The organism is Paenibacillus alvei DSM 29, assembly GCF_000293805.1.
GTDB classification, from domain to species: domain Bacteria; phylum Bacillota; class Bacilli; order Paenibacillales; family Paenibacillaceae; genus Paenibacillus_B; species Paenibacillus_B alvei.
The window spans coordinates 354,337-374,370 of the sequence record NZ_AMBZ01000003.1; the positions used below are offsets into that span (position 1 = coordinate 354,337).

A 20,034-nucleotide genomic window follows, 5' to 3' on the forward strand; every position below is an offset into this window, starting at 1 on the left:
TCAACTGATCGAAGCTACGCCTTTACGTTCAACGAAGCCCCAGCCTTCATCGTTGTCGAAATACTTGATAGTGCCGACAATATTCAAGTACAGCAATAAATTGCGATATGTGAGCAGCTCGTATTGGCTGAATAAGAACATGGTGATGTAGTCTCGGAGTGAGTAGCTGCTGTCGTACTTTTTACACAAGTACAGCGATGTAATGATTTGTGCGGCATTAACAACGATGATGATGGAGAAGAGGATGAGCATGTGCATGATGTTGCCGCCGAACAGCAAAATATTAATGAAATAAATGATCGTAGTAAACGCGGTAAGCGTTCCGAGCACGAAGCCGTCAATGGCAAAAAACAAGCTTACTCCTGGACGGAATTTTTGAGACAACTGCGACCAATAGATTAAGATACAGTCAACAAAAGCTTTCTGCCAGCGTATCCGCTGCTTGTTGAAGTTCTTTATATTTTCCGGGCATTCCGTATAGCATACGGCTTCAGGAGCATATACCAGCTTCTTCTTAAGATGGTTGGCCTTCAGATACTCATGAATTTTCAAGGTAATGTCAATATCCTCACCGACTGTGCTGCGGAAGCCGTTCACTTGAACCAAAATATCCTTGTAGAAAGCGCCGAAGGCTCCGGATATGACAACAATGGAATTGAACACGGATTGGGTCAGCTTTCTTACATAAAAGCCATGAATGTAATTCAGGATCTGGCTCTTAATGAGACCTTTGCCCGTAAATTTCTCGACAATAACGCCATCCTTCTTCTCAGCGCCCTGTACAATTTTTACGGTACCTCCAAGTGCAATGACATCCTCATCGTGAAAATATTGATTCACGTATTTCAGAGAATCGAACTCAAGCATGCTGTCGGCATCCAAGGTAATGACGATATCCGTTTGCGCACAGTCAATGCCGGCGTTCAAGGAATCAGCCTTGCCTCCGTTCTGCTTGTCGATGACGAAGATATGTTCATATCGAGCAGATCCATACACGCCCTTAATAGCTTGATAGAATAGTTTCCCATCTCCTGTTCGCTGAACGGGCTTCAACTCAAGAAGTTCCTCTAAACGGTGGAAGGTGTGATCTGTCGAGCCGTCATTGATAATGATGACTTCATAGTTGCGGTAGTTTACCTGATTCATGGCTTCAATGCAATTTTTGATGGTCAGCTCTTCGTTGTAGGCAGGCACGAGAACGCTGATCGATTTTTCACTCAGCTCATGATTTACTTTCTTCACCTTGCTGAACAGCAGAGGAATGATCGTATACAAGAGCTGAAAGCCTAAGAAGACGATCGTCGTTACATAAAAAAAGTACTGCATTTTGTTCCACTCCTTCTCTATCTGTTTCGAACAAAAGCATAGATCTTTCTTGCTTTCTAGTGATAAAGCGAAAAAGTACAAGGATGTGATCATTCTCGTGTTGAGTTTCATTACTAGGATGTGGGGCAGTGTTTCCCATGATGATGAGTCTAGATGGAAGGAAAGAGTAGAAAATAGTAAATATAGACTATTTGTTTATTTCTGTTTTTACAACCTCCAATCCGTAGAATGAACAATTTTCTGTCTACTCACAAATTATCCTAATGATTACCAAAAGTAAAACCACTTTAACTTTCAAGAAAACGAATACATCACTTCCAATCTAGTGCACACTGGTATTTTTTCCATTTTTCGTTGAAGAGTAAAAAAGTGAACCCATTCCTCTTTGAATTCGCCTATATTAATGTAGATAATATTGGAGGTCTTTTCAATGGAACATGAGGAACGATTAATGGAACGCTGCCGAAGCGGAGATAAGGATGCTTTCTTTTTATTGGTAGAGCCGTTATTAAGCCGCGCTTACAGCTCGTCCGTCGCTATCCTTCGTCAGGCGCATACGGCTGAGGATGCGGTACAGAATGCCTTGCTGGAAGCTTACCAAGCGATCATGGCCGGTAAGAAAATAAGGAAATTCAAATCGTGGTTCAACCATCTGGTTGCATGCCGTGCTATGGATTTGGCAAGGCGGAGGGCTAAGCTAAATAGCCGTCACGGTGAGCTTGATGAATCGGAATTCGTTGATGATGTTGCTACTCCAGCAGAAGTTTTGTTGAAAAGGGAACAGGAATCGGAAGTGCTACACCAGGTAATGTCGCTAGATATGAATTATCGTACGGTTATTATTCTCTATTATTATCAAGAGTTGTCGATAGAGGAAATCGCAGATGTGCTCCGCATCAAGAAAGGGACTGTGAAGTCACGGCTTCATACGGCTCGAATGAAATTAAGCCAAATGTCTCTACTATCCATACAAAAGAAGGTGATGGAATGCTAAAGCTAGATAGAGGGACTCCGTTAAAAAAAGATTTGCAGCATTCGTTAGATGAGCTTCCAGTTCCTTCTTCACTGCTTCAATTTGCGAAGGAAGTGCCATCAATGGTAGAGGATGTTCGGCATGCAGGAGTTGCTGCGACTCGTCGAAAGAGAAGAAGATTCATCTATAAGGCTGCGGCAATCGGAGCAATATTGGCCGTTACCTCGCTTAGTGCGATTCAGGTGTCCCCTTCTTTTGCGGAACTGGTAAAAAACATACCAGGATTTTCTTTAGCGAAGAGTGTGATGGAGCAGCTATTTGACCACGGATCGGATAACGCGAAATCGCATGGATATGAACCATTCAAGCCTGTTGTGCAGCAGTTCGATGATATGAAGATAAGCATAAGCGACTTATATTTAACCGGAGATAGATTAACCTTCCGTTCAATGATTACATCCGATAATATCAAGCAAAATGTAATCACAAGAAAAGATGGGATGAAATTTCTTGATCGAACCGCGAATTTATATAATGTGAAGGCAGTAGATTTTGAGGTGTTAAAGTCTGTAAGTGGGGGTATTTATATCGATGCGAAAACGAAGGAGCCGTTCCTTATGAGTACCGCGACGTCTGAATTGAAACCAGATCAATTCCAGCAATTTTTAAGTACGAATCCTAGGGAGCTTCGATTTGAAGTAAACGTGAATGAATATAAGGACGGCTCCTTCCGTAAGAAGGCAAGCTACAAGCTGAGCATCCCATTCGATTCGTCCAAGCTGCTTAAAGATAAAATCATACCGCTTCATAAACTGATTAATATAAGCGGCGATCCGGATTTGAAGGATATTATTTTAGGAGATGTAACAATTACGCCGACAAACACATATTTGAATGTTTCACTCGATAAGAAAAGCAATTATTATTTGCGCTTCATCGGTAATCGGCAAGATTCTTATTTAGAGGATGATAAAGGGAGGAAGTACCCGCTCTTTTCTGATGATACAATTGGCGCATATCAAATTGAGCCAGTTGGGGAAGATGGAAATCGATTGAGCTTCTACTCCTCGCCTTATTTCGAAGATGCTGAACGGCTTACCCTGCATATAAAAGAAGTCAGCCTTACGGAAAAAGTGCCTGGGAGGCGTTTACCTTTACCCCAGGAGAACAATTGCCAAAGACGGTAACTTACAAGGGTAAAAATTGACGATTACAGATGCGTACTATGACGATGTGTATCTCATGCTCAAAATAAAAAAGATGCTTCGGATCCCGATCGAACAGGTATACGCTTCGCCGTGTCTCCTTCTGTATCGGCTCCTGGGCTTGACCGCAATGGTGGGATCGATGTCGGAGAAGTGCGGGTCATCCATAATCAGAAGGATTACTATCAAGCGCGAATACATGCCCCGAAGCTGGAGTCATACAAGATAGAGATGTCTAGAGAATCTTCGCCGGTCACGATTAATAGCGATATTGAGATTGACTTGAAATAAACCGGTCAACCGGTCATCCCGGGATTTCGATTATATGAATGTACAGAGAAAATCAACAAGCTTTATGGGAGGAGAGAAGCGCAATGAAACGATCGATGGGAATGGTAATGAGCGCAGCGTTGCTGATGGGAGGAACTATGGCTACATGGGGGACAGCTAAAGTTGCGCAAGCAGTAGCGGGACATCATAGTAGTGCGACTGTCAGTAATCAGAAATTGAGCATCGTCAAAGAATATGGCGGGGCTTCTATCGAATTAGAAGCAGTAGAGAAGACGGAAAAAGGGATTCAGTTCGCGATCGTAAAGAAATTCCCTGAAGGCATTAAAAAGGAAATTGCCGATCAAGTGATGTGGATGAACAATTTGGTTATGGACGATAAAGGATGGATCTATGATCTAATCGATAAGGAGGACCATCCCCGCCTCCTAGAGGATAATACGACTGCATGGGTTATGAAGGCAACTGTGGCGTCTGTTAGAAAAGATGCAAAGAAGTTAATCGTCAAGTCCTATGTAGGCGGGAACTATGACGATAAGAGTTCTGCGACCGCTGAAAAGGCGAATGTAATGGCGAAGCTGAACGGTACTTTTCCGGTAACGATTGATCAGGGAAAAATAGGGGAGCTGCAAGTGACGGGATTGAAAAAAGAAAAGGATAAGACGATACTTCAATTGTCCATTGCAGGTGATACAGCATCAATTCAGCATACAGGAGTTTTCCTAGTTCAGAATGGGAAAAGACTAGATTTAAAAGAAGCGCCGAAACTGGTAGGAGTAAAAAACGGCATTTACCAATACGAACTAACTTTTCCAGCCGTAGCTAACAAAGCAAACTTGTCCGTACTGGCTAAGCGAATGACGCCTGTCGAATTTTTGAAAGAGTTGGAATTGACGATAGAGCTGGATCAACATAAATAAGATCAAAAAGGGCCGATTGCGGTATGCATCGGCCCTTTGGCTTTTTTGATTTTGTGCGACTTGTAGCGAGTTAATCAACTGGCGTTTTCGGATTCTTGCTTCACGTTAACCTCAAGCAGATCCAAGAGGAACATGAAAATCGGCACTCCGAGAATTAATCCCCATACGCCGAGGAAATGCTCGGCAACAATAAGAACAGCAAAGGTATAGAATATCGGCAGATGTACCTTCGCCGACATCAGCTTCGGGTTCAAGATGTAGGCTTCGATGGCATGAATGACAATGACCATGATGACTACATATACGACCTTGATCAAACCGCCGATGCTGAAAGCTATCGCGCACAACGGGATGAGGGAGATGACAACGCCCATCACCGGAATCAATCCGAGCAGGAAGATCATGATGGCTAGTCCGAACAATTGCGGGAAGCCCATTAACCACAAGCAAATGGTGGATAAAATGCTGTTCACGATGGCAATAAGGAATTGTGCTTCAATGACCTTGCCGAATGAATACAAAAACTTATTGCCGAAGTATTCAAGCTCCGAGTAGATGAATCCGATTTTGCTGGTTCTGAACTTTTCCGTGAACTCCATAACGCGCTTCTTCTCCAGCACGAAGAACAGACTGAGCACGAAGGAAATGATCGCTCGGGTGCCCCATTGTCCGATATCCGATGCCGATTTTACGATGAAATCGAAGCCTTTGCTGACATAGCTTGCCAGATCGATCTTCTGTAAAGAGTCCATGATGTACTGCATGAACTCGAAATCGAAATCGTAATTCAAAAATGCCTTCGTATTATAGAACTGGATAATGCTGTTCACAAGCTGCTCAATCTGAGTAATAACCTTAGGGAATACACTGTACGCTCCTCCGACAATGGACAGAAGCAGTACGGCATAAAGAAGCAGCACGGTTACCTTGTAATTGACCCTTACGAACTTGGTAATCCTCCGATGAAGGAACATATGCAGCCTGTCCACAAGGTACGTTAGAATAAACGTAATAAGAATGAGGTGAATCATGCTTCGCATTGCAAAGAGCAGTGCGATAAGTACAACGAGAATGAGAATGCGTTTGACACCAGGACCTTTGAAAAATTCTTTCACTGTTTCCATCGTAAATCTAGGACTCCTTTGATTGTCACTTGTGAGAGCAGTTCGGTCCCTTGCCATATCCGTTTGAAGAGAACGCTCTTCCTTTCACTGTATTCAAGCATATGATATTCCATACGCGATAGCAAATGTAAGGATTCAATTTTTTACTAATAAATGTAAATTAACCTCTTACTTTTTTCTTACATATGCGCATTTGAACAATTGTTATGAATTTGTAAACAGACAAATGGTAGATATTGCGTTACCATGTGGAAGAGATAAGGCGATTGGTCATAAAAAGGAGAGGCAAGCGATGAGCATCCGGTTGAAGAACAGAATAGGATTTTCGATTATTGTCATTTGTATGATATTCATTTTTATGTATCAATATATGGCATCGAGTAATCAGTTGAGTGAAGTGAAAGAAATCAAGGAACGTACTTTGCAATCGACATTGCTTGCAGATAATATGAAGCTGTCTGTTGTTCAGGTACAGCAGTGGCTAACCGACATTGGCGTTACTAGAGGGAAAGACGGCATGGACGATGGATTTACTCAAGCGGCGCATTATGCTTCACAGTTTCAAGCTGATGTTCAGCGTTTCAAGCAAATTCATACGGAGTTATCCGGCAAGCTAGACGAGATTGAAAAGGCATTCAAAAACTTTTATAAAATGGGCCAGCAAATGGCGCATGATTACATGGATAAAGGAACAGATGCCGGTAATCGTACGATGGGGGCCTTCGATCAAGCCTCTGAACAGATCAACCGTGAGATGGATCAAATGCGGGAGCAGCAATTAAACCGTATTCAGCAGGAAATGATCAAGGTGGAACAGACAAATCGTTCACACCAGTCCGTATTGTTCATCTTGCTGCTTGTGGCAATTCTAATCGCGACTGCTACGGCTTTCGTGTTAACACGCTCCATTTCCCGTTCGATGAAGCAGTTGAATGAATCGGCGCGGGTCATTGCAGATGGGGATTTGCGGACGCCAATACCATGTACGACCAATGATGAGATGGGGCAATTGGCGCGTTCTTTTGAAAAGATGCGTGTAGATTTGTCTCAGTTGATTAGCCAAGTTCAGACAGCTACAGATATGGTCGCCGATTCGTCGGAACAACTGCGTCATTCTGTCAAACAAACGACAGAGGCAACCAATCAGCATGCAGCTTCCATACAGCGTATTGCTAGCGGGGCTGAGATACAGATGCGCGCTTCTGCGGAAAGTGCAAGGGCAGTTGAAGAAATGGCGCAAGGGGTCGCCAGAATTGCGGAAACATCGGCTGTTGTATCCGATTCCGCCTTACATACAGAAAAGTCGGCTTCAGATGGCGACGAATTGATACGCCAAGCCGATCAGCAAATTATGGCAGTTAGTGAAGCGAATCGCAAGGCCTCTCATACTGTTGAAGTATTGAGTCAGCAATCGGATGATATCGGACAAATGGTACAGGTGATGACAGCTATTGCTGCTCAGATTCACTTGCTTGCTTTGAACGCGTCTATCGAGGCCGCACAAGCTGGAGAACATGGACGGGGATTCGCTATCGTGGCTGCTGAGGTAAGAAAATTGGCGGATCAGTCCAGTCAGGCTGCCGGGCAAATTGCAAGCCTTGTAAATGAGATAAGTGAAAATATGGCTGCATCCGTTGAGGCTATGGGGCAGAGTACGAGGGAAGTTCTATTGGGGCAAGAAGCGATGCAGCATACAAGGGAGTCATTCCAGCGCATTACACAGTTGACAGAGCAGGTTGCTTCGCAAATTCAAGAGGTATCTGCATCTACGGAAGAATTGTCTGCAGGCTCGGAGGAGGTTGCCGCCTCATTGTCTCAATTGACGGATATTGCACAGCATGCATGTAACGAAAGTGAAGTGCTTTCCTCTTCGTCTCAGGTTACATTGTCGGCAATGGATGATATGAATCGTTCCGTTTCCCGCTTGAATGAGCTTGCAAATGAGCTTCAAGCATCTGTTCGGCATTTCCGGCTTCGTTGACCTGACTGGATAAGCGCATCAATTTTACCTATAATGATAAGCATCGAGGATGAAACGAGGGATAACACATGAGTGTAAAAATTACAAAGGCATCTATGCATCAAGATGAAGATCAACATTATCTTGGACAAGTTATATTTGAATTGGAGAATGTAAAATCTCCGTATGAAATTAGCTTTTTCAGCAAGAACGGGAAGGATTGGGATTATAACCTGCACTTTACGGCGCAATCTGGGGATGAGGAAGAATTTTACGAACTGGATGCCAGACTAGAGGAAGATGACGATCTGTTTGATGAACTGCTGTCAGCATCATGGAATACGCTTGAACAGTCACCTTCTGACGAATAAATGAATGTGTATTGCCCGTGACAATGAACAGATGTAGAACGAAGGACATGAAGCTATAGCTTTCATGTCCTTTTCTTTATGAAATAAGGGAAGACATTTCATAAGACCGAATGGTATAATACGGAAACGCGAGTAAAAAGTGAGACATCATAGGAGCTGGCATTCATGCAATTATGTTGTTGGGGGTGTGCCCTTGAGAAGGATTTGTTGCTTCAGCTTATTTCTGTGGCTGGCTATATCCTTCGTAATCCCTGTTCAAGCTGCAGATGTACTACACCGGTTGACACACGACGACCAGGATACGCTGCTTATTGGGCAAGTGATACGAAATGAAAAGGCAAAGATGTCGATTCAAGTCATCTATATCGTGTCTGGTGAGCAAACAGAGCAAGAAATTACAATTGCATGTACTCGACAAGAGGATAATTGCTATGAATTGAACCTTGGAGATATCGCGTTATTTTCGCTTGACCAAGAGGATTCGTCATCAGGGAACTATCATATCAAGTGGGGCATTTATCCGCTAGATATCTCGGATGGTCTGGCCCATTTGAAGGGCGCTCAAGAAGAGCCAATGATTGCAGCACTGCAGTACTATGTAAATAGTGGCGGAAGGCCGGCATCATTTGTCATGGAAGGGGATCGAATGCAGGGGAGATATGACAATGGGGAAATTGTCCACATTGCTCCAAAGCTGGATTTGGCAGCCCGACAGCATACGAAAGATGGACTCGGCCAGCTTATCCGGCCGCTCGAATATGATCATCGCGTTGTACAGCTTAAAGATATGGATCAGGTAGAGAATCATTGTATTCGTGTCATTTGGATCGTTGCGGAAATGCTCGGATTTCTTATTGTGGGCTCCCTTATTTTAGGAAAGAGATGAAATATTTTACTGGAAAGGGTTATCGATAACATAAAATGAAAGTTTTGTTCCAAGTGATTGATTCAATACGATAAATAAACGAATAAGCTTTATAGCGATTGCATTCGTGACTTGCTTCTGCTAAATGAAACGGAAGAGTAAAAGCGGGTTATGTTCATTATGTTCATATAAGTAGCCAGCAGACCTGTTCCTCGAAAATAAGGAGGTCTGCTGGCGAATTTTGATTTATTGATAATGACGTTACCTGAAATGAATCAGATTAAAGAACTAGATTGATGCGGTTCTGGAAATTACCATTTTTCCGATACGAGCTTCGCTTGGGTGAAGAGAAGCAGATAGTCTCTTCCTCCAGCCTTCGAATCAGTTCCAGACATATTGAATCCGCCGAATGGGTGTACCCCAACAAGCGCGCCTGTGCATTTCCGATTGAAATACAGGTTCCCGCAATGCATGTGGTGGCGTGCATATTCCAAATGCTCGCGATTCATGCTGTACACGGCACCGGTCAAGCCGTAATCGGTATTGTTGAAAATGTCAATTGCTTGCTCGAACGTAGCAGCCTTGGAGATTGCCAGAACAGGCCCAAATATTTCTTCCTTCATAATGGCTGCTTCCGGATCTACATCTACATACACCGTGGGTTGAATATAATACCCGTTGCCATCGGCAATACTGCCTCCTGCTGCGAGTTTGCCTTCTCCTTTGCCAACCTCGATATATTTCAAAATACTCTCATATGCATGCTTGTCGATAACAGGGCCTATTGCAGCATTTTCCTCTGGAAGACCGACGCTGAGAGCTTTTGTCTTCTCTGTTACGAGGCGAACAATATCATCGTACACGTCCTCATGGACAATGGCACGCGAGCCGGCAGAGCATTTTTGCCCTTGGAAGCCGAAAGCAGATTGCACGATTGCAGTTGCTGCTTCTTCCACATCTGCACTCTTATCAACGACGATGCCGTCCTTGCCGCCCATTTCAGCGATAAAGCGTTTGATCCAGAGCTGACCTGGCTGAGTCTTAGCTACTCGTTCATTAATGCGCAGACCAACATCGCGCGATCCTGTGAAGGATACGAAGCGAGTACGCGGATGATCGACAAGATAGTCGCCAATTTCGGAACCTGAACCAGGTACAAAGTTCAAGACGCCTGGAGGAAGTCCAACCTCTTCCATCAATTCAACGAACTTTGCTGCTATGACAGGGGAAGCGGAAGAAGGCTTTAACACGACCGTATTCCCAGACACAATTGCAGCACATGTCATACCAGCCATGATCGCGAGCGGGAAGTTCCACGGTGGAATGACAACCCCAATACCAAGTGGAATATAAGTGAGTCGGTTGTCTTCCCCTGCCAGAGCTGTTAAAGGTTGAGGGCTGCTTAGTCGAATTATTTCTCGAGCATAGAACTCTAAGAAATCAATGGCTTCTGCTACATCTGCATCAGCCTCGGCCCAGTTCTTGCCGACTTCGTAGACAAGCCAAGCTGCATAGTCGAATTTGCGGCGGCGCATGATGGCTGCTGCCTTGAACAGATAACCTGCACGCACATCTGGAGCGACGTGCTGCCACTTGCTGAATGCCGCATCCGCAGCTGCAATCGCCGATTCAGCAAGTTCAACGCCAGCTTGGGCAACATGGCCAACGACTTGTTCAATATTCCCTGGATTTGTGGAGGTGCTTCGCTTCTCGGTTATGATTCGCTCGCCGCCGATTACAAGCGGGTAGGTGCGTCCCAACTGCTCCCGCACGTTTTCCAAGCCCTTTTGCATTGCTTCACGATTCCCCTCTGCCGTGAAATTCGTGAATGGCTCATTTCGATAATCGATTACTGTCATGTTAATGACCTCCTTAACCATCCGTTATGTTTGATTATTCTTGATATGAATATATAAAAAGTTCAGTGCAATCATTCTGACAATGTCCCTCGTTAAGCTGGCTACGCCTTAAACATGGATTTGAGCACGAATCCAACATTAGCTGGCCGTTCAGCGAGTCGGCGCATGAAATATCCATACCAGTCGTTGCCATACGGGACATACACGCGCATGGTGTAGCCTTCGTCGGCAAGCTGCTGCTGCGCTTGATTGCGGATGCCGTACAGCATTTGAAATTCAAATTGTGTGCGTGGAATGTTATGAGTGCGAACGATTTGCTTGACGTGCTCGATGATGTGATCGTCATGTGTGGCAATGGCGGCGTAGTTGCCGTTGGCTAGATGCTGTTCAATGATGTGGGTGAAATTGCGGTCGACATCAACCTTATCCGGGTAAGCGACCTGTGGTGATTCTTTATAAGCCCCCTTGACGAGACGCAAGTTCGGCTTATAGCGATTCAGTTGATCGATATCCTCACTGCTTTTGTACAGGTAAGCTTGAATAACGAGTCCAACTGTACTGCCGAACTCTTCTCTTAGTGTATTGAACATCTCGATGGTGGCTTCGTTGTGACCGTAGTCCTCCATATCAATGCGCACGAAGTTGTTATGGCGTTGAGCCGTATCGAGGATGGCGCGCATATGATCAAGGCAGAGTTCGGGCGAGATGTCCAGGCCTAGTTGTGTCAGCTTAACCGAAAGATTGGATGTTACCTGATGAGCGGCGATTTCATTTAGCGTGCGAATACAATATTGTGCTGACTCTGCTGCTTCTTCTTTGGTGGAGATAAATTCGCCAAGATGATCCAATGTGGCTACGATGCCGCGATCATTAAGCTGCCTAACCGTTGTAATCGCTTCCGAAATTTGCTCTCCCGCGACGAAGCGCTTAGCTCCGAACCGCAAACCGTATTTTTTGGCGGTTCGATTGGCAAGCCGATTCTTCGAGAGAAAGAGAAATGCATTGCGCATGATTGTTTCCATGGCGTGTAGCTTCCCCTCTGTACGATATTGTTGTTTGCAGTTTGGTTGAAATAGTGTTCAAAAATTATACATAAATATAATTTATGATTAATTATAATCACATAATATACATAAAGTAAATCATTATTTTAGCATCATATGGAAAATGGGTTGCCCGATAATTGACGCTTGCCAAGCGAGATATTTGTGTTTTCATTGCTTTTTTACACTGTTTTTGCCATAATTTAAGAAAAAATAGAGAAGAATCGGTGATAGAATGCTAGAGTCGCAACAGATACAATCATGGTTCGAAGGCGTGCTGAAAGCGACGAATGACGCAGTTACAATCGTAGATCCGGAAGGGACGGTTATGTATTGGAATGAGGCTGCGGAGCATACGTACGGAATCAAAAGTGATGCAATCGTAGGTAGGAAGATAGGGGACTATTTTCAGCGGGAATCCATAATGCTGCTGCAAGTTATGGAGAGTGGACAGGAAGTTCGCCAAGTATATCATGAGCCGAGCCCAGGAATGCATGTCATGATTAACGCCATCCCGGTGTTCAATCAGGCACAGCAACTAATAGGCGCTATTTCGATAGAGCGTAATGTAACGCAGTATGTAAAGCTTAGTGCCGAGATGGTCAGCCGTCCGATTGAAGAAGGAATATCGAATGCATTGCTGCCGCTGTCCAAGGAGAAGCAGAGCAGCTTGGCAGCTTTAGCCCGAATGAGATGCCCTTTGCTGTTGACCGGATCAGCTGGAGTTGGAAAGAAGTCGGTTGCGAAATGGATGCATTCATTTTGCGCCCGTGAAGGGCAGTTCGTATATGTGAGCTGCAGCGGCATTCCAGCAGGTTTACTAGAGGCTGAACTGTTCGGGTATGAGGGAGAACATCCGCGTATAGGCAAGCTGGAGCTGGCTAGGAATGGAACCCTCTATTTGAAGGATGTGCATATGCTTCCGGCTTCGGTGCAAGAGAAGCTTGCAGAGGCGCTGCAGGAGGGGAAATATTATCGTTCGGGAGAAGTTGAAGCGAAGCAGCCGATTGAGCTTGATGCGCATGTAGTGGCCTCTATCCCGCATGAAAATGGGGAGAGGACAATGCAGCAGCCGCCTCAATCCGTCTTGCAGGAGCTATACTATGTGTTCCAGACGGAGCATATCCCTTCTCTGGCGGAGCGTCAGCAAGAGCTACCAGAGCTGTCGCGTTACTATATATACGAAGCGGCGGAGAAGATGGGCGCTGGCATCCCGAATCTCGGTGCAGATGCGCTGGCTGCGATTACATCTTACAGTTGGCCTGGCAATATGGCGCAGCTGGCCAATGCGATGCAGTATGCATTAGTATCCTATATGGGACGCGGCGGTGATGGATTCGTTTCTGCACAGGATTTGCCGGACTATGCCCGGCTTACGACGCTAAATGAATTGACGCAGCCGGAGCTTCCGTTAAGTGTGCATTCGGAAGAGATGGAGAGAGCGCTTATCTCAGAGACGCTGAATCGGACGAAGGGGAATAAGGCGAAGGCGGCAAGGCAGCTCGGCATATCGCGCGGAGCGCTATATTATAAGATGAGGCAGTATGGACTTGAAGGTTCATAGATTTACAGCTGCATCATAGAATAGACAACTTAGAAATGATAGGAACAGGTGAGACATCAGATGAAACTTGGATTGGCCTCATTTCAGTGGCTCGTATTTATTTTGGCGGGGAGCCTCGTTGCCCCGCTGGCTGTTGGTCATGCATTTGGATTTTCGCCGCAGGATATTGCGGAATTCATGCAGCGGACTTTTTTAATTATTGGGATCTCAGGCGTCCTGCAGACGATGTTCGGCCACCGGCTGCCGATTATGGAGAATCCGGCCGGGTTATGGTGGGGCGTCTTTGCCGTGTACGGCGGACTCGTCGCAGCAGGTACACTTACGCTAGAAGGCGGACTACGCCAGTTGGAAATGGGGATGCTGATTGCGGGCGCACTCTTTATCGTCATAGCAGTGTTGCGCTTGACAGCGGTGATTGGCAAGCTGTTCACCCCGCTAGTCGTGGGAACCTATTTGCTTCTTCTCGTTGCACAGCTAAGCGGCTCCTTCATGAAGGGAATGCTGGGTGTCGGATACCGTGCCTCCACACATGTGGAACTTCAGGTCGCCATTCCCGCGCTTATCACATTATTGTGCGCCATGCTGCTGCCTCGAAGCTCGAAGGCGTTTTTGCGCAATTATTCAGTGCTAATCAGCCTGTGTATAGGTTGGCTGCTGTTTTATCTGCTTGGTATTACGGAGCCGATTCAGCCTTCTTCTGCTTGGGTGTCTGCTCCGATGCCATTTGCTTGGGGATTGCCTGAGCTCGATTCGGGGATCGTTATGACATCTCTGTTCGTCAGTCTGCTCCTTATTGCGAACATGATGACGAGCATTCGCGTCATGGAAGGCGTAATGAAGAATGCTGGCGAGAAATCCAAGCCGGTCAACTATGATCGTACGATGCTTATGATGGGTGCGAATACTGGCTTAGGGGGCATCTTCTCGGCAATGGGGTGCGTTCCAATTTCCGGTACGGCAGGATTTATTATGACGACTCGCATATATGAACGTCTGCCATTTATTATTGCTTGTGTGTTGATTGCGGGCATTAGCTTTTTCCCGCCCGCAACGGCCTTCTTCGCATCGATTCCGATGCCGGTTGGTTACGCTACGATTTTTATACCGTTCGCTTCGATGGTTGGACTTGGGATGAAGGAATTCCAGTCGATCTCAATGAATGAACGCAATCGTTTTATATTGGGCGTGTCGATCATGATGGGAATTGGATGTATGTTCATTCCAGCGGAAGCAGTTGGTGAACTTCCAGGACTGCTGAAGACAATGGCGAATAATGGCTTGATCGTAGGCATGATTCTCAGTATGGCAATGGAGCAGGGAAGTCGATTATGGGATCGTAAAGCCGGGAAGATTGAGCTGAAGCAGTAAAAGGAAATTGTGTTTGCGAACTAGATCAGTCAAAACCAGGCTGATGAAAAAATGATAAAGGCGTCGGTGTCAATTAGAATTTGGCCACGGCGCCTTTCTTGCTGTATTACAGGTAGAATCCGGTATTATTCGTTCAGTTCATCATTTTTCAAAGTCAGGAAGATCAGTACCCCCATCATGAATGTTGTCAGTCGATCAGCGGTTAACAGTCCATTCCACTCCGTAGACATCCACATACCGAACCATTCGCCCCCGATGACCTGAAAGCCAAAGAACCATACACATAACCCTAGTATGAGCCCGATGATGGATACCTTTTTGGCCTTGTGGAACGAAGGCGAGTCTGCCTTAAGGTGAGTAAACAAACGAAGGGAGCCCCACATACAAATGAGTGCGATAGCTGCCTCGGTAATAATAATCGCAATATACCCGATGTGATGAAGTGTCGTTCCGGTTATAGCGCGATACCTAATGTTATTGTCGGGAAATGTTGTATCCATGCTTAGTACGTGCTTCACGAATTGAAAGTTCGTGTTGTAGTCCGTAATATTGCCAAAGGCAACGAGGAAAACATATAGCCCGAAGAATAAAACGGCTAATGCTTTCGTAAATCGGATCAGCATGCCTGTCGTAAGATCCATTTACAATTACTCCCCCTTTTTTTCTATGTCATGATTTAACAATTTTACTATAACAGTCATGAATATGGTGTCAATTTATGAATGTTTATGTGGTATAATTTAGTAATTGATCGAATTACATTTACATCATGAATGCTAGGGAGGATCTTCATATGGATATCGCATATAAACGCTCACTTATACACCAGCTCGATCTAGCTGTACAGTCGATTCATGGCATTATGGAACAGGTAACGGATGCTCAATTGGACTTGCAGCCAATGCCGAATAAACGTTCCTTGTGGGAGATGCTTGCACATTTGGCGCTCATTTGTGCTGCTGATCTGCATATTATGAATGAAGCAACTCAGGAGGAAATGGAACATTTTTATCATATACATACGCCCAACACGATAGATGATATGAAAAATACGCTCGCAAAATCCCATCGCTCTCTTGTTGATGAAATGAATTTATGGTCGGAGGAGCAATGGATGGAAATCAAACATGCTTATTGGGGAACAGCCTATTCTCGCTTCGAGTGGATGCTGGAAATTGTGCTTCACTTGGTGCATCATCGAGGTCAACTGTTCACATTGCTGTGCGAGCATGCATCAGAGCCGAAAATTCTAATGTTTGAATAAGGCGTTGAATGGAGGTTGAATCGTAATGGATGAAGCAGAGCAGAAGATTGAGTTGAGGCCTCTCCAGCTTACGGACGGGTACGAACTGTATGAAATGCTTCAAGCGATCGGACCGGGGGAGAACGGCTTTGTAAATAGCGCGTACGGAATGAGGAGGGGGCAATTTCGAAGTTTCTTGAGACAGCATTGGAACATTTCTCAAGGGATCGGTCTACAGCCCCAATATGTCCAGCAGACGATTTATTGGCTGTATGTGAATGGTAAGGCAGTCGGCTATGGAAAGCTGCGGCATAGACTGAATGAGGCGCTGCTGGAACGGGGCGGACATATTGGGTACGTTATCAGGCTTGATGAGCGGGGGAAGGGCTATGGCACCTTGATTTTGCGTGAGCTTGTTCGTGAAGCAGCCCGTCTTGGTCTTACTGAAGTGCTGCTGACAGTTGATAAAGATAATATTCGTTCCCGTAAAGTGATCGAAGGCAATGGGGGAACGCTGCGTGAATTGAAAGATGGAATATGCAAATATTGGATTCCGATTGGTTCGGATTTGGATGTTTGAGATGAGGCGTTCATCTTGTAGTTCGCTCAAGGGGAGGACACTGCATGGGGGTAGGATTCAATGAACCGTTTTCCATGTTCGATTCGATGTCTGCCATCTTTCCGATTTTCTTTATTGTATTTATAGCAATTTTCCTCTTTGTGATCATTAAGAATATAATGCAATGGAATTATAATAATCAACAACCGATCCTTACGGTGGAAGCGATAGTGACGGATAAACGTACTGAGGTGTCCCATCGGCATCATGCGAACCATCACAATCACTATTCTACGCATTACTACGTAACGTTCGAGGTAGAGAGCGGAGATCGGCTGGAGTTTCGTATAAAAAATAAGGATTACGGTATGTTAGCTGCAGGTGATCGGGGGAAGCTGACGTTTCAAGGGACACGCTTTCAGGGATTTGAGCGATATCACGTTCGATGAATTGGATGTAGATATGCTATGAACGGCACTGCGACTGGCGAATTCATTTGGAAGCGGCTATCATAAAAGAACATACTGACTAGGAACTACACAAAGGATGATTGTACATGTGGTGGATTGGAGCAACAGCGCTATTCCTTATTCTATGCATCGTTATTGCAACACTAGCGGTGAGCCGGTATGCTTTCCGCCAGGTGACCATGTGGGAGCGAAGCACACTTGATAAGGCATTTGAGACAGTGGAAGGGTTCGGCTTAATGAGCAGGCAGGAGTTTGATGCCATTCATAAAGAGGACGTATCCATTAATTCGGTTGATGGTCTTGTACTAAGAGGGTACTATATCGAGCCTTATCCTGATCGCAAGAAGGTTGTCATTATCGTACATGGCTATACGGCCAATCATATCATTGGATCGCAGTTTATTCGCTTATTTATCGATGAGGGTTATAATGTGCTCCTTGTCGATCAACGCAGTCACGGCAGAAGTGAAGGGATGTATGCGACGTACGGCTATTATGAACGTGAAGACCTTGATCGCTGGGTTGAATGGGTACGTGAACGAGTTGGCTCCGATGTTTATATTGGATTGCATGGTCAGTCCATGGGCGGAGGAACGGTGCTGATGTATGCGGGCATCAATAAGCATGCTAAGTTTATTATTGCGGACTGCCCGTATTCGGATATGGAAGACTTAATGAAGTACCAGATGAAGGAATTGAACCGTGTGCCGCATTTCCCTTTTATTGCACTGCTGGAACGGCGCCTGAACCGACTTGCGAAGTTTTCGATGAAGCGGGTGAAGCCGATTCAGGAGGTTGCGGATAAACCAATCCCGCTATTATTAATTCACGGTGGCGAAGATACATTTGTTCCGACACGCATGAGTGAGCAGATCTATCGAGAGAAGTCAGTAGGAATGACAAAGCTGGTGATTATCGATAACGCTGTACATGCGAATGCGTACCCTACAGCTCGGCAGCAGTACGAGGCTGCCGTGCATGACTTCCTACAGGCAGTATATAAGCACAACGGCGAGGGTGGAAATAAGACCTGGGGAAATAACGCTGCGAATGGAGCATGATGCTCTGCTATTTGGTACAGTTTCATGAGAAATATTAATACACTGCATTAGGACGATGACGGAGAAGAATGACTGCAGCATGCAGAAATTCTTCTCTTTTTTTCAAACTCCTTGTTTCAGGACTGAAGCATGTTTTCTGAAAACGATGTCGAAACATTGAAAAAAATAACACTAGTAAGCATATAAATATAGTATAATATAGGCTACTACATGACAAAAAATAGCAGATTTTGTACTCCTCTCGGGATCACTCCATTCATAACTGCAACACAAGTATTCACTCCGAACGAGATCATGTTGCCTATTTCATCATGCATCAATCAACCTAGACCTTTCTTACAGACACATCATGACAATAGTCAACGTTTGAGAGGACGACATTCTATCTTTCTAATTCTGTTATCTCTCATTTCATAAGGGACTGTCTCCCTGTTCGTTACACACTTATGCAGCTAGTTCGAACAGGCGTATATTTCGCTAAGGGGGGATGCTTGCTGCCAAGATCATCGCAATTCAGATTGTTAACGTAATTAGGCATGAGGGGGGATGCCGACTAGAAACAGACAGAAAACAACATAATTCCAAAACAAACAATATTATTCGTTGCGATTCCACAATGATGGTGATAGTATGAGATCAAATACAGGTAAAATAAACCAATTACGAGGCGCGTGGATTATCTAATTTATCCAAATTGTTGAGGAGTGTATTCGATGAAACGAAGCATGTTCAAAGTACTTGTCCTTTCCTTAATGGCTGTAGCGCTTGTTGCAACTGGGTGCTCTACGGGAAGCAAATCTTCCTCAAGCAAGGCGGAGGTGGATAAGGGGGCGATTTCCGATCTTCCACAATCAATTAAAGAGAAAAATATAAAAATCATGGTGATTCGCAAAATCGGCGGTGACGACCATACTGCGCAATTTTTGGCAGGAGCGAAGCAGGAAGGCGAGTCAATGGGCTTTGTCGTAGATACGTTCTCTGCGAACAATGATTCTGCCAAGTTTCATGATGCGATTGCACAAGCAATGGACAAGAAGTATGACGGGGTTATTATTTCCCACGGTGATGACGCTGCTACGATTGAAGATGTGAAAAAGTTGACAGAAAAGGGCATTCCGGTCGTTACATTCGATTCTGTTCCGGAAGTATCTTCTGTCAATGGCGTAACGATGACTTCTCAGGATGATGGACAATTAGCAACCTTAGCTCTCGATAGCATGAACAAACAGCTCAATGGAAAGGGGAATATTGTGTATTTGTGGGTTGACGGATTTCCTCCAATGGTAGCCCGCAACGGAATCTATCAGCAATTTTTGAAGGCTAATACCGGCATTAAGGAAGTAGAGCGCTTTGGCGTTGCTGCTTCAGATACATCGGTACAAACGCAAAATGCAGTCGCAGCGATGCTGACCAAGCATGGCAAGGGCGAAATTGATGCAATCTTTGCAACATGGGATGCGTTCGCGATCGGAGCTGCGCGGGCGTTGAAAGAAGCAGGTCGTGAAGAAATTAAAATTTATGGCATCGACGTCTCGAACGCAGACTTGCAATTGATGCAGGAGAAAGACAGCCCATGGAGCTCAACCGCTGCTGTTGATCCGAAGGTAATCGGCGCAGTTAACCTGCGTTTGCTGGCGAAGAAGATTGCTGGCGAAGATACACCTCCAAAGTATGATCTGAAGCCGACCTTGATTACTCAAGTACAACTGAACTCATTAGGCGATGGTGTCAACATGGAGAGCCTCAATAAGATTATTCCAGGCTGGGGCATGAGCACAGAATTCGAGGAAGACTGGATGAAGGCGCTCAAGAAGGCTCATAAGTCTCAATAACAC

At 45.1% G+C, this 20,034-nt stretch carries 19 protein-coding genes; 14 read left to right on the forward strand and 5 right to left on the reverse strand.

From position 1 onward, the window contains the following. A complete protein-coding gene (locus PAV_RS11985) occupies positions 1-1,326 on the reverse strand; it encodes a glycosyltransferase family 2 protein (protein WP_005546448.1) in 1,326 nt (441 codons plus the stop codon). A gap of 430 nt (positions 1,327-1,756) precedes the next feature. Here PAV_RS11985 and PAV_RS11990 point away from each other — a divergent pair, with 430 nt between their 5' ends. The 4 genes from PAV_RS11990 to PAV_RS12005 all read left to right on the forward strand — a co-directional run bounded on the left by PAV_RS11990 (position 1,757) and on the right by PAV_RS12005 (position 4,712). After that, complete coding sequence (locus PAV_RS11990) at positions 1,757-2,320, forward strand: RNA polymerase sigma factor (RefSeq protein WP_005546450.1); 564 nt, start codon at positions 1,757-1,759, stop codon at positions 2,318-2,320. Beyond that, complete coding sequence (locus tag PAV_RS11995; protein WP_005546452.1) at positions 2,314-3,486, forward strand: DUF4179 domain-containing protein; 1,173 nt, start codon at positions 2,314-2,316, stop codon at positions 3,484-3,486. Before PAV_RS11990 ends, PAV_RS11995 begins: the two co-directional genes overlap by 7 nt. A gap of 111 nt (positions 3,487-3,597) precedes the next feature. After that, a complete protein-coding gene (locus PAV_RS12000) occupies positions 3,598-3,795 on the forward strand; it encodes a hypothetical protein (protein WP_040735815.1) in 198 nt (65 codons plus the stop codon). Positions 3,796-3,878: 83 nt separating this feature from the next. Further along, entirely contained in the window at positions 3,879-4,712 is an 834-nt protein-coding gene (locus PAV_RS12005) for a hypothetical protein (RefSeq protein ID WP_005546454.1), read from the forward strand. Between the two features lie 74 nt (positions 4,713-4,786). On the opposite strand, the gene PAV_RS12010 is transcribed toward PAV_RS12005, so the two are convergent. Then, complete coding sequence (locus PAV_RS12010; protein ID WP_005546456.1) at positions 4,787-5,836, reverse strand: AI-2E family transporter; 1,050 nt, start codon at positions 5,834-5,836, stop codon at positions 4,787-4,789. Positions 5,837-6,128: 292 nt separating this feature from the next. Between PAV_RS12010 and PAV_RS12015 the strand changes: the two genes are divergently transcribed. The 3 genes from PAV_RS12015 to PAV_RS12025 all read left to right on the forward strand — a co-directional run bounded on the left by PAV_RS12015 (position 6,129) and on the right by PAV_RS12025 (position 9,053). After that, the gene (locus PAV_RS12015; protein WP_005546458.1) at positions 6,129-7,817 is read left to right on the forward strand and encodes a methyl-accepting chemotaxis protein; all 1,689 of its coding nucleotides are present in this window, start codon (positions 6,129-6,131) and stop codon (positions 7,815-7,817) included. A gap of 68 nt (positions 7,818-7,885) precedes the next feature. Further along, on the forward strand, positions 7,886-8,167 hold the full coding sequence (locus PAV_RS12020) for a hypothetical protein (protein ID WP_005546460.1): 282 nt from the start codon (positions 7,886-7,888) through the stop codon (positions 8,165-8,167). Between the two features lie 193 nt (positions 8,168-8,360). Further along, the gene (locus PAV_RS12025) at positions 8,361-9,053 is read left to right on the forward strand and encodes a hypothetical protein (RefSeq protein WP_005546462.1); all 693 of its coding nucleotides are present in this window, start codon (positions 8,361-8,363) and stop codon (positions 9,051-9,053) included. A 290-nt stretch (positions 9,054-9,343) separates the two neighbouring features. Here the strand turns inward: PAV_RS12025 and pruA are convergent, their stop codons facing one another. Beyond that, on the reverse strand, positions 9,344-10,891 hold the full coding sequence (gene pruA, locus PAV_RS12030; protein WP_005546464.1) for an L-glutamate gamma-semialdehyde dehydrogenase: 1,548 nt from the start codon (positions 10,889-10,891) through the stop codon (positions 9,344-9,346). 101 nt (positions 10,892-10,992) lie between these two features. Further along, the gene (locus tag PAV_RS12035; protein WP_040735816.1) at positions 10,993-11,913 is read right to left on the reverse strand and encodes a proline dehydrogenase family protein; all 921 of its coding nucleotides are present in this window, start codon (positions 11,911-11,913) and stop codon (positions 10,993-10,995) included. A gap of 256 nt (positions 11,914-12,169) precedes the next feature. Here PAV_RS12035 and PAV_RS12040 point away from each other — a divergent pair, with 256 nt between their 5' ends. Together PAV_RS12040 and PAV_RS12045 are read left to right on the forward strand one after the other, a co-directional pair. Next, a complete protein-coding gene (locus PAV_RS12040) occupies positions 12,170-13,498 on the forward strand; it encodes a sigma-54-dependent Fis family transcriptional regulator (protein WP_005546467.1) in 1,329 nt (442 codons plus the stop codon). Between the two features lie 60 nt (positions 13,499-13,558). Then, entirely contained in the window at positions 13,559-14,866 is a 1,308-nt protein-coding gene (locus tag PAV_RS12045; protein ID WP_005546470.1) for a purine/pyrimidine permease, read from the forward strand. A 125-nt stretch (positions 14,867-14,991) separates the two neighbouring features. Here the strand turns inward: PAV_RS12045 and PAV_RS12050 are convergent, their stop codons facing one another. Continuing rightward, positions 14,992-15,507: a DUF2165 family protein gene (locus tag PAV_RS12050; protein ID WP_005546472.1), complete on the reverse strand. Its 516-nt coding sequence runs from the start codon at positions 15,505-15,507 to the stop codon at positions 14,992-14,994. Positions 15,508-15,659: 152 nt separating this feature from the next. On the opposite strand from PAV_RS12050, the gene PAV_RS12055 reads away from it, so the two are divergent. The 5 genes from PAV_RS12055 to PAV_RS12075 all read left to right on the forward strand — a co-directional run bounded on the left by PAV_RS12055 (position 15,660) and on the right by PAV_RS12075 (position 20,031). Beyond that, positions 15,660-16,130 (forward strand): DinB family protein, encoded by a 471-nt coding sequence (locus PAV_RS12055; protein ID WP_005546475.1) that lies wholly within the window; start codon positions 15,660-15,662, stop codon positions 16,128-16,130. A gap of 25 nt (positions 16,131-16,155) precedes the next feature. Then, positions 16,156-16,689 (forward strand): GNAT family N-acetyltransferase, encoded by a 534-nt coding sequence (locus PAV_RS12060; protein ID WP_005546476.1) that lies wholly within the window; start codon positions 16,156-16,158, stop codon positions 16,687-16,689. A gap of 44 nt (positions 16,690-16,733) precedes the next feature. After that, complete coding sequence (locus PAV_RS12065) at positions 16,734-17,117, forward strand: DUF2500 domain-containing protein (protein ID WP_005546478.1); 384 nt, start codon at positions 16,734-16,736, stop codon at positions 17,115-17,117. 107 nt (positions 17,118-17,224) lie between these two features. Further along, positions 17,225-18,199, forward strand: a complete 975-nt coding sequence (locus tag PAV_RS12070) for an alpha/beta hydrolase (protein WP_005546479.1) — start codon at positions 17,225-17,227, stop codon at positions 18,197-18,199. 713 nt (positions 18,200-18,912) lie between these two features. Beyond that, positions 18,913-20,031 carry a sugar ABC transporter substrate-binding protein gene (locus PAV_RS12075; RefSeq protein WP_005546481.1) on the forward strand — a complete coding sequence of 373 codons (1,119 nt, stop codon included), beginning with the start codon at positions 18,913-18,915 and terminating at the stop codon, positions 20,029-20,031. The last annotated feature ends 3 nt before the right edge of the window (positions 20,032-20,034 follow it).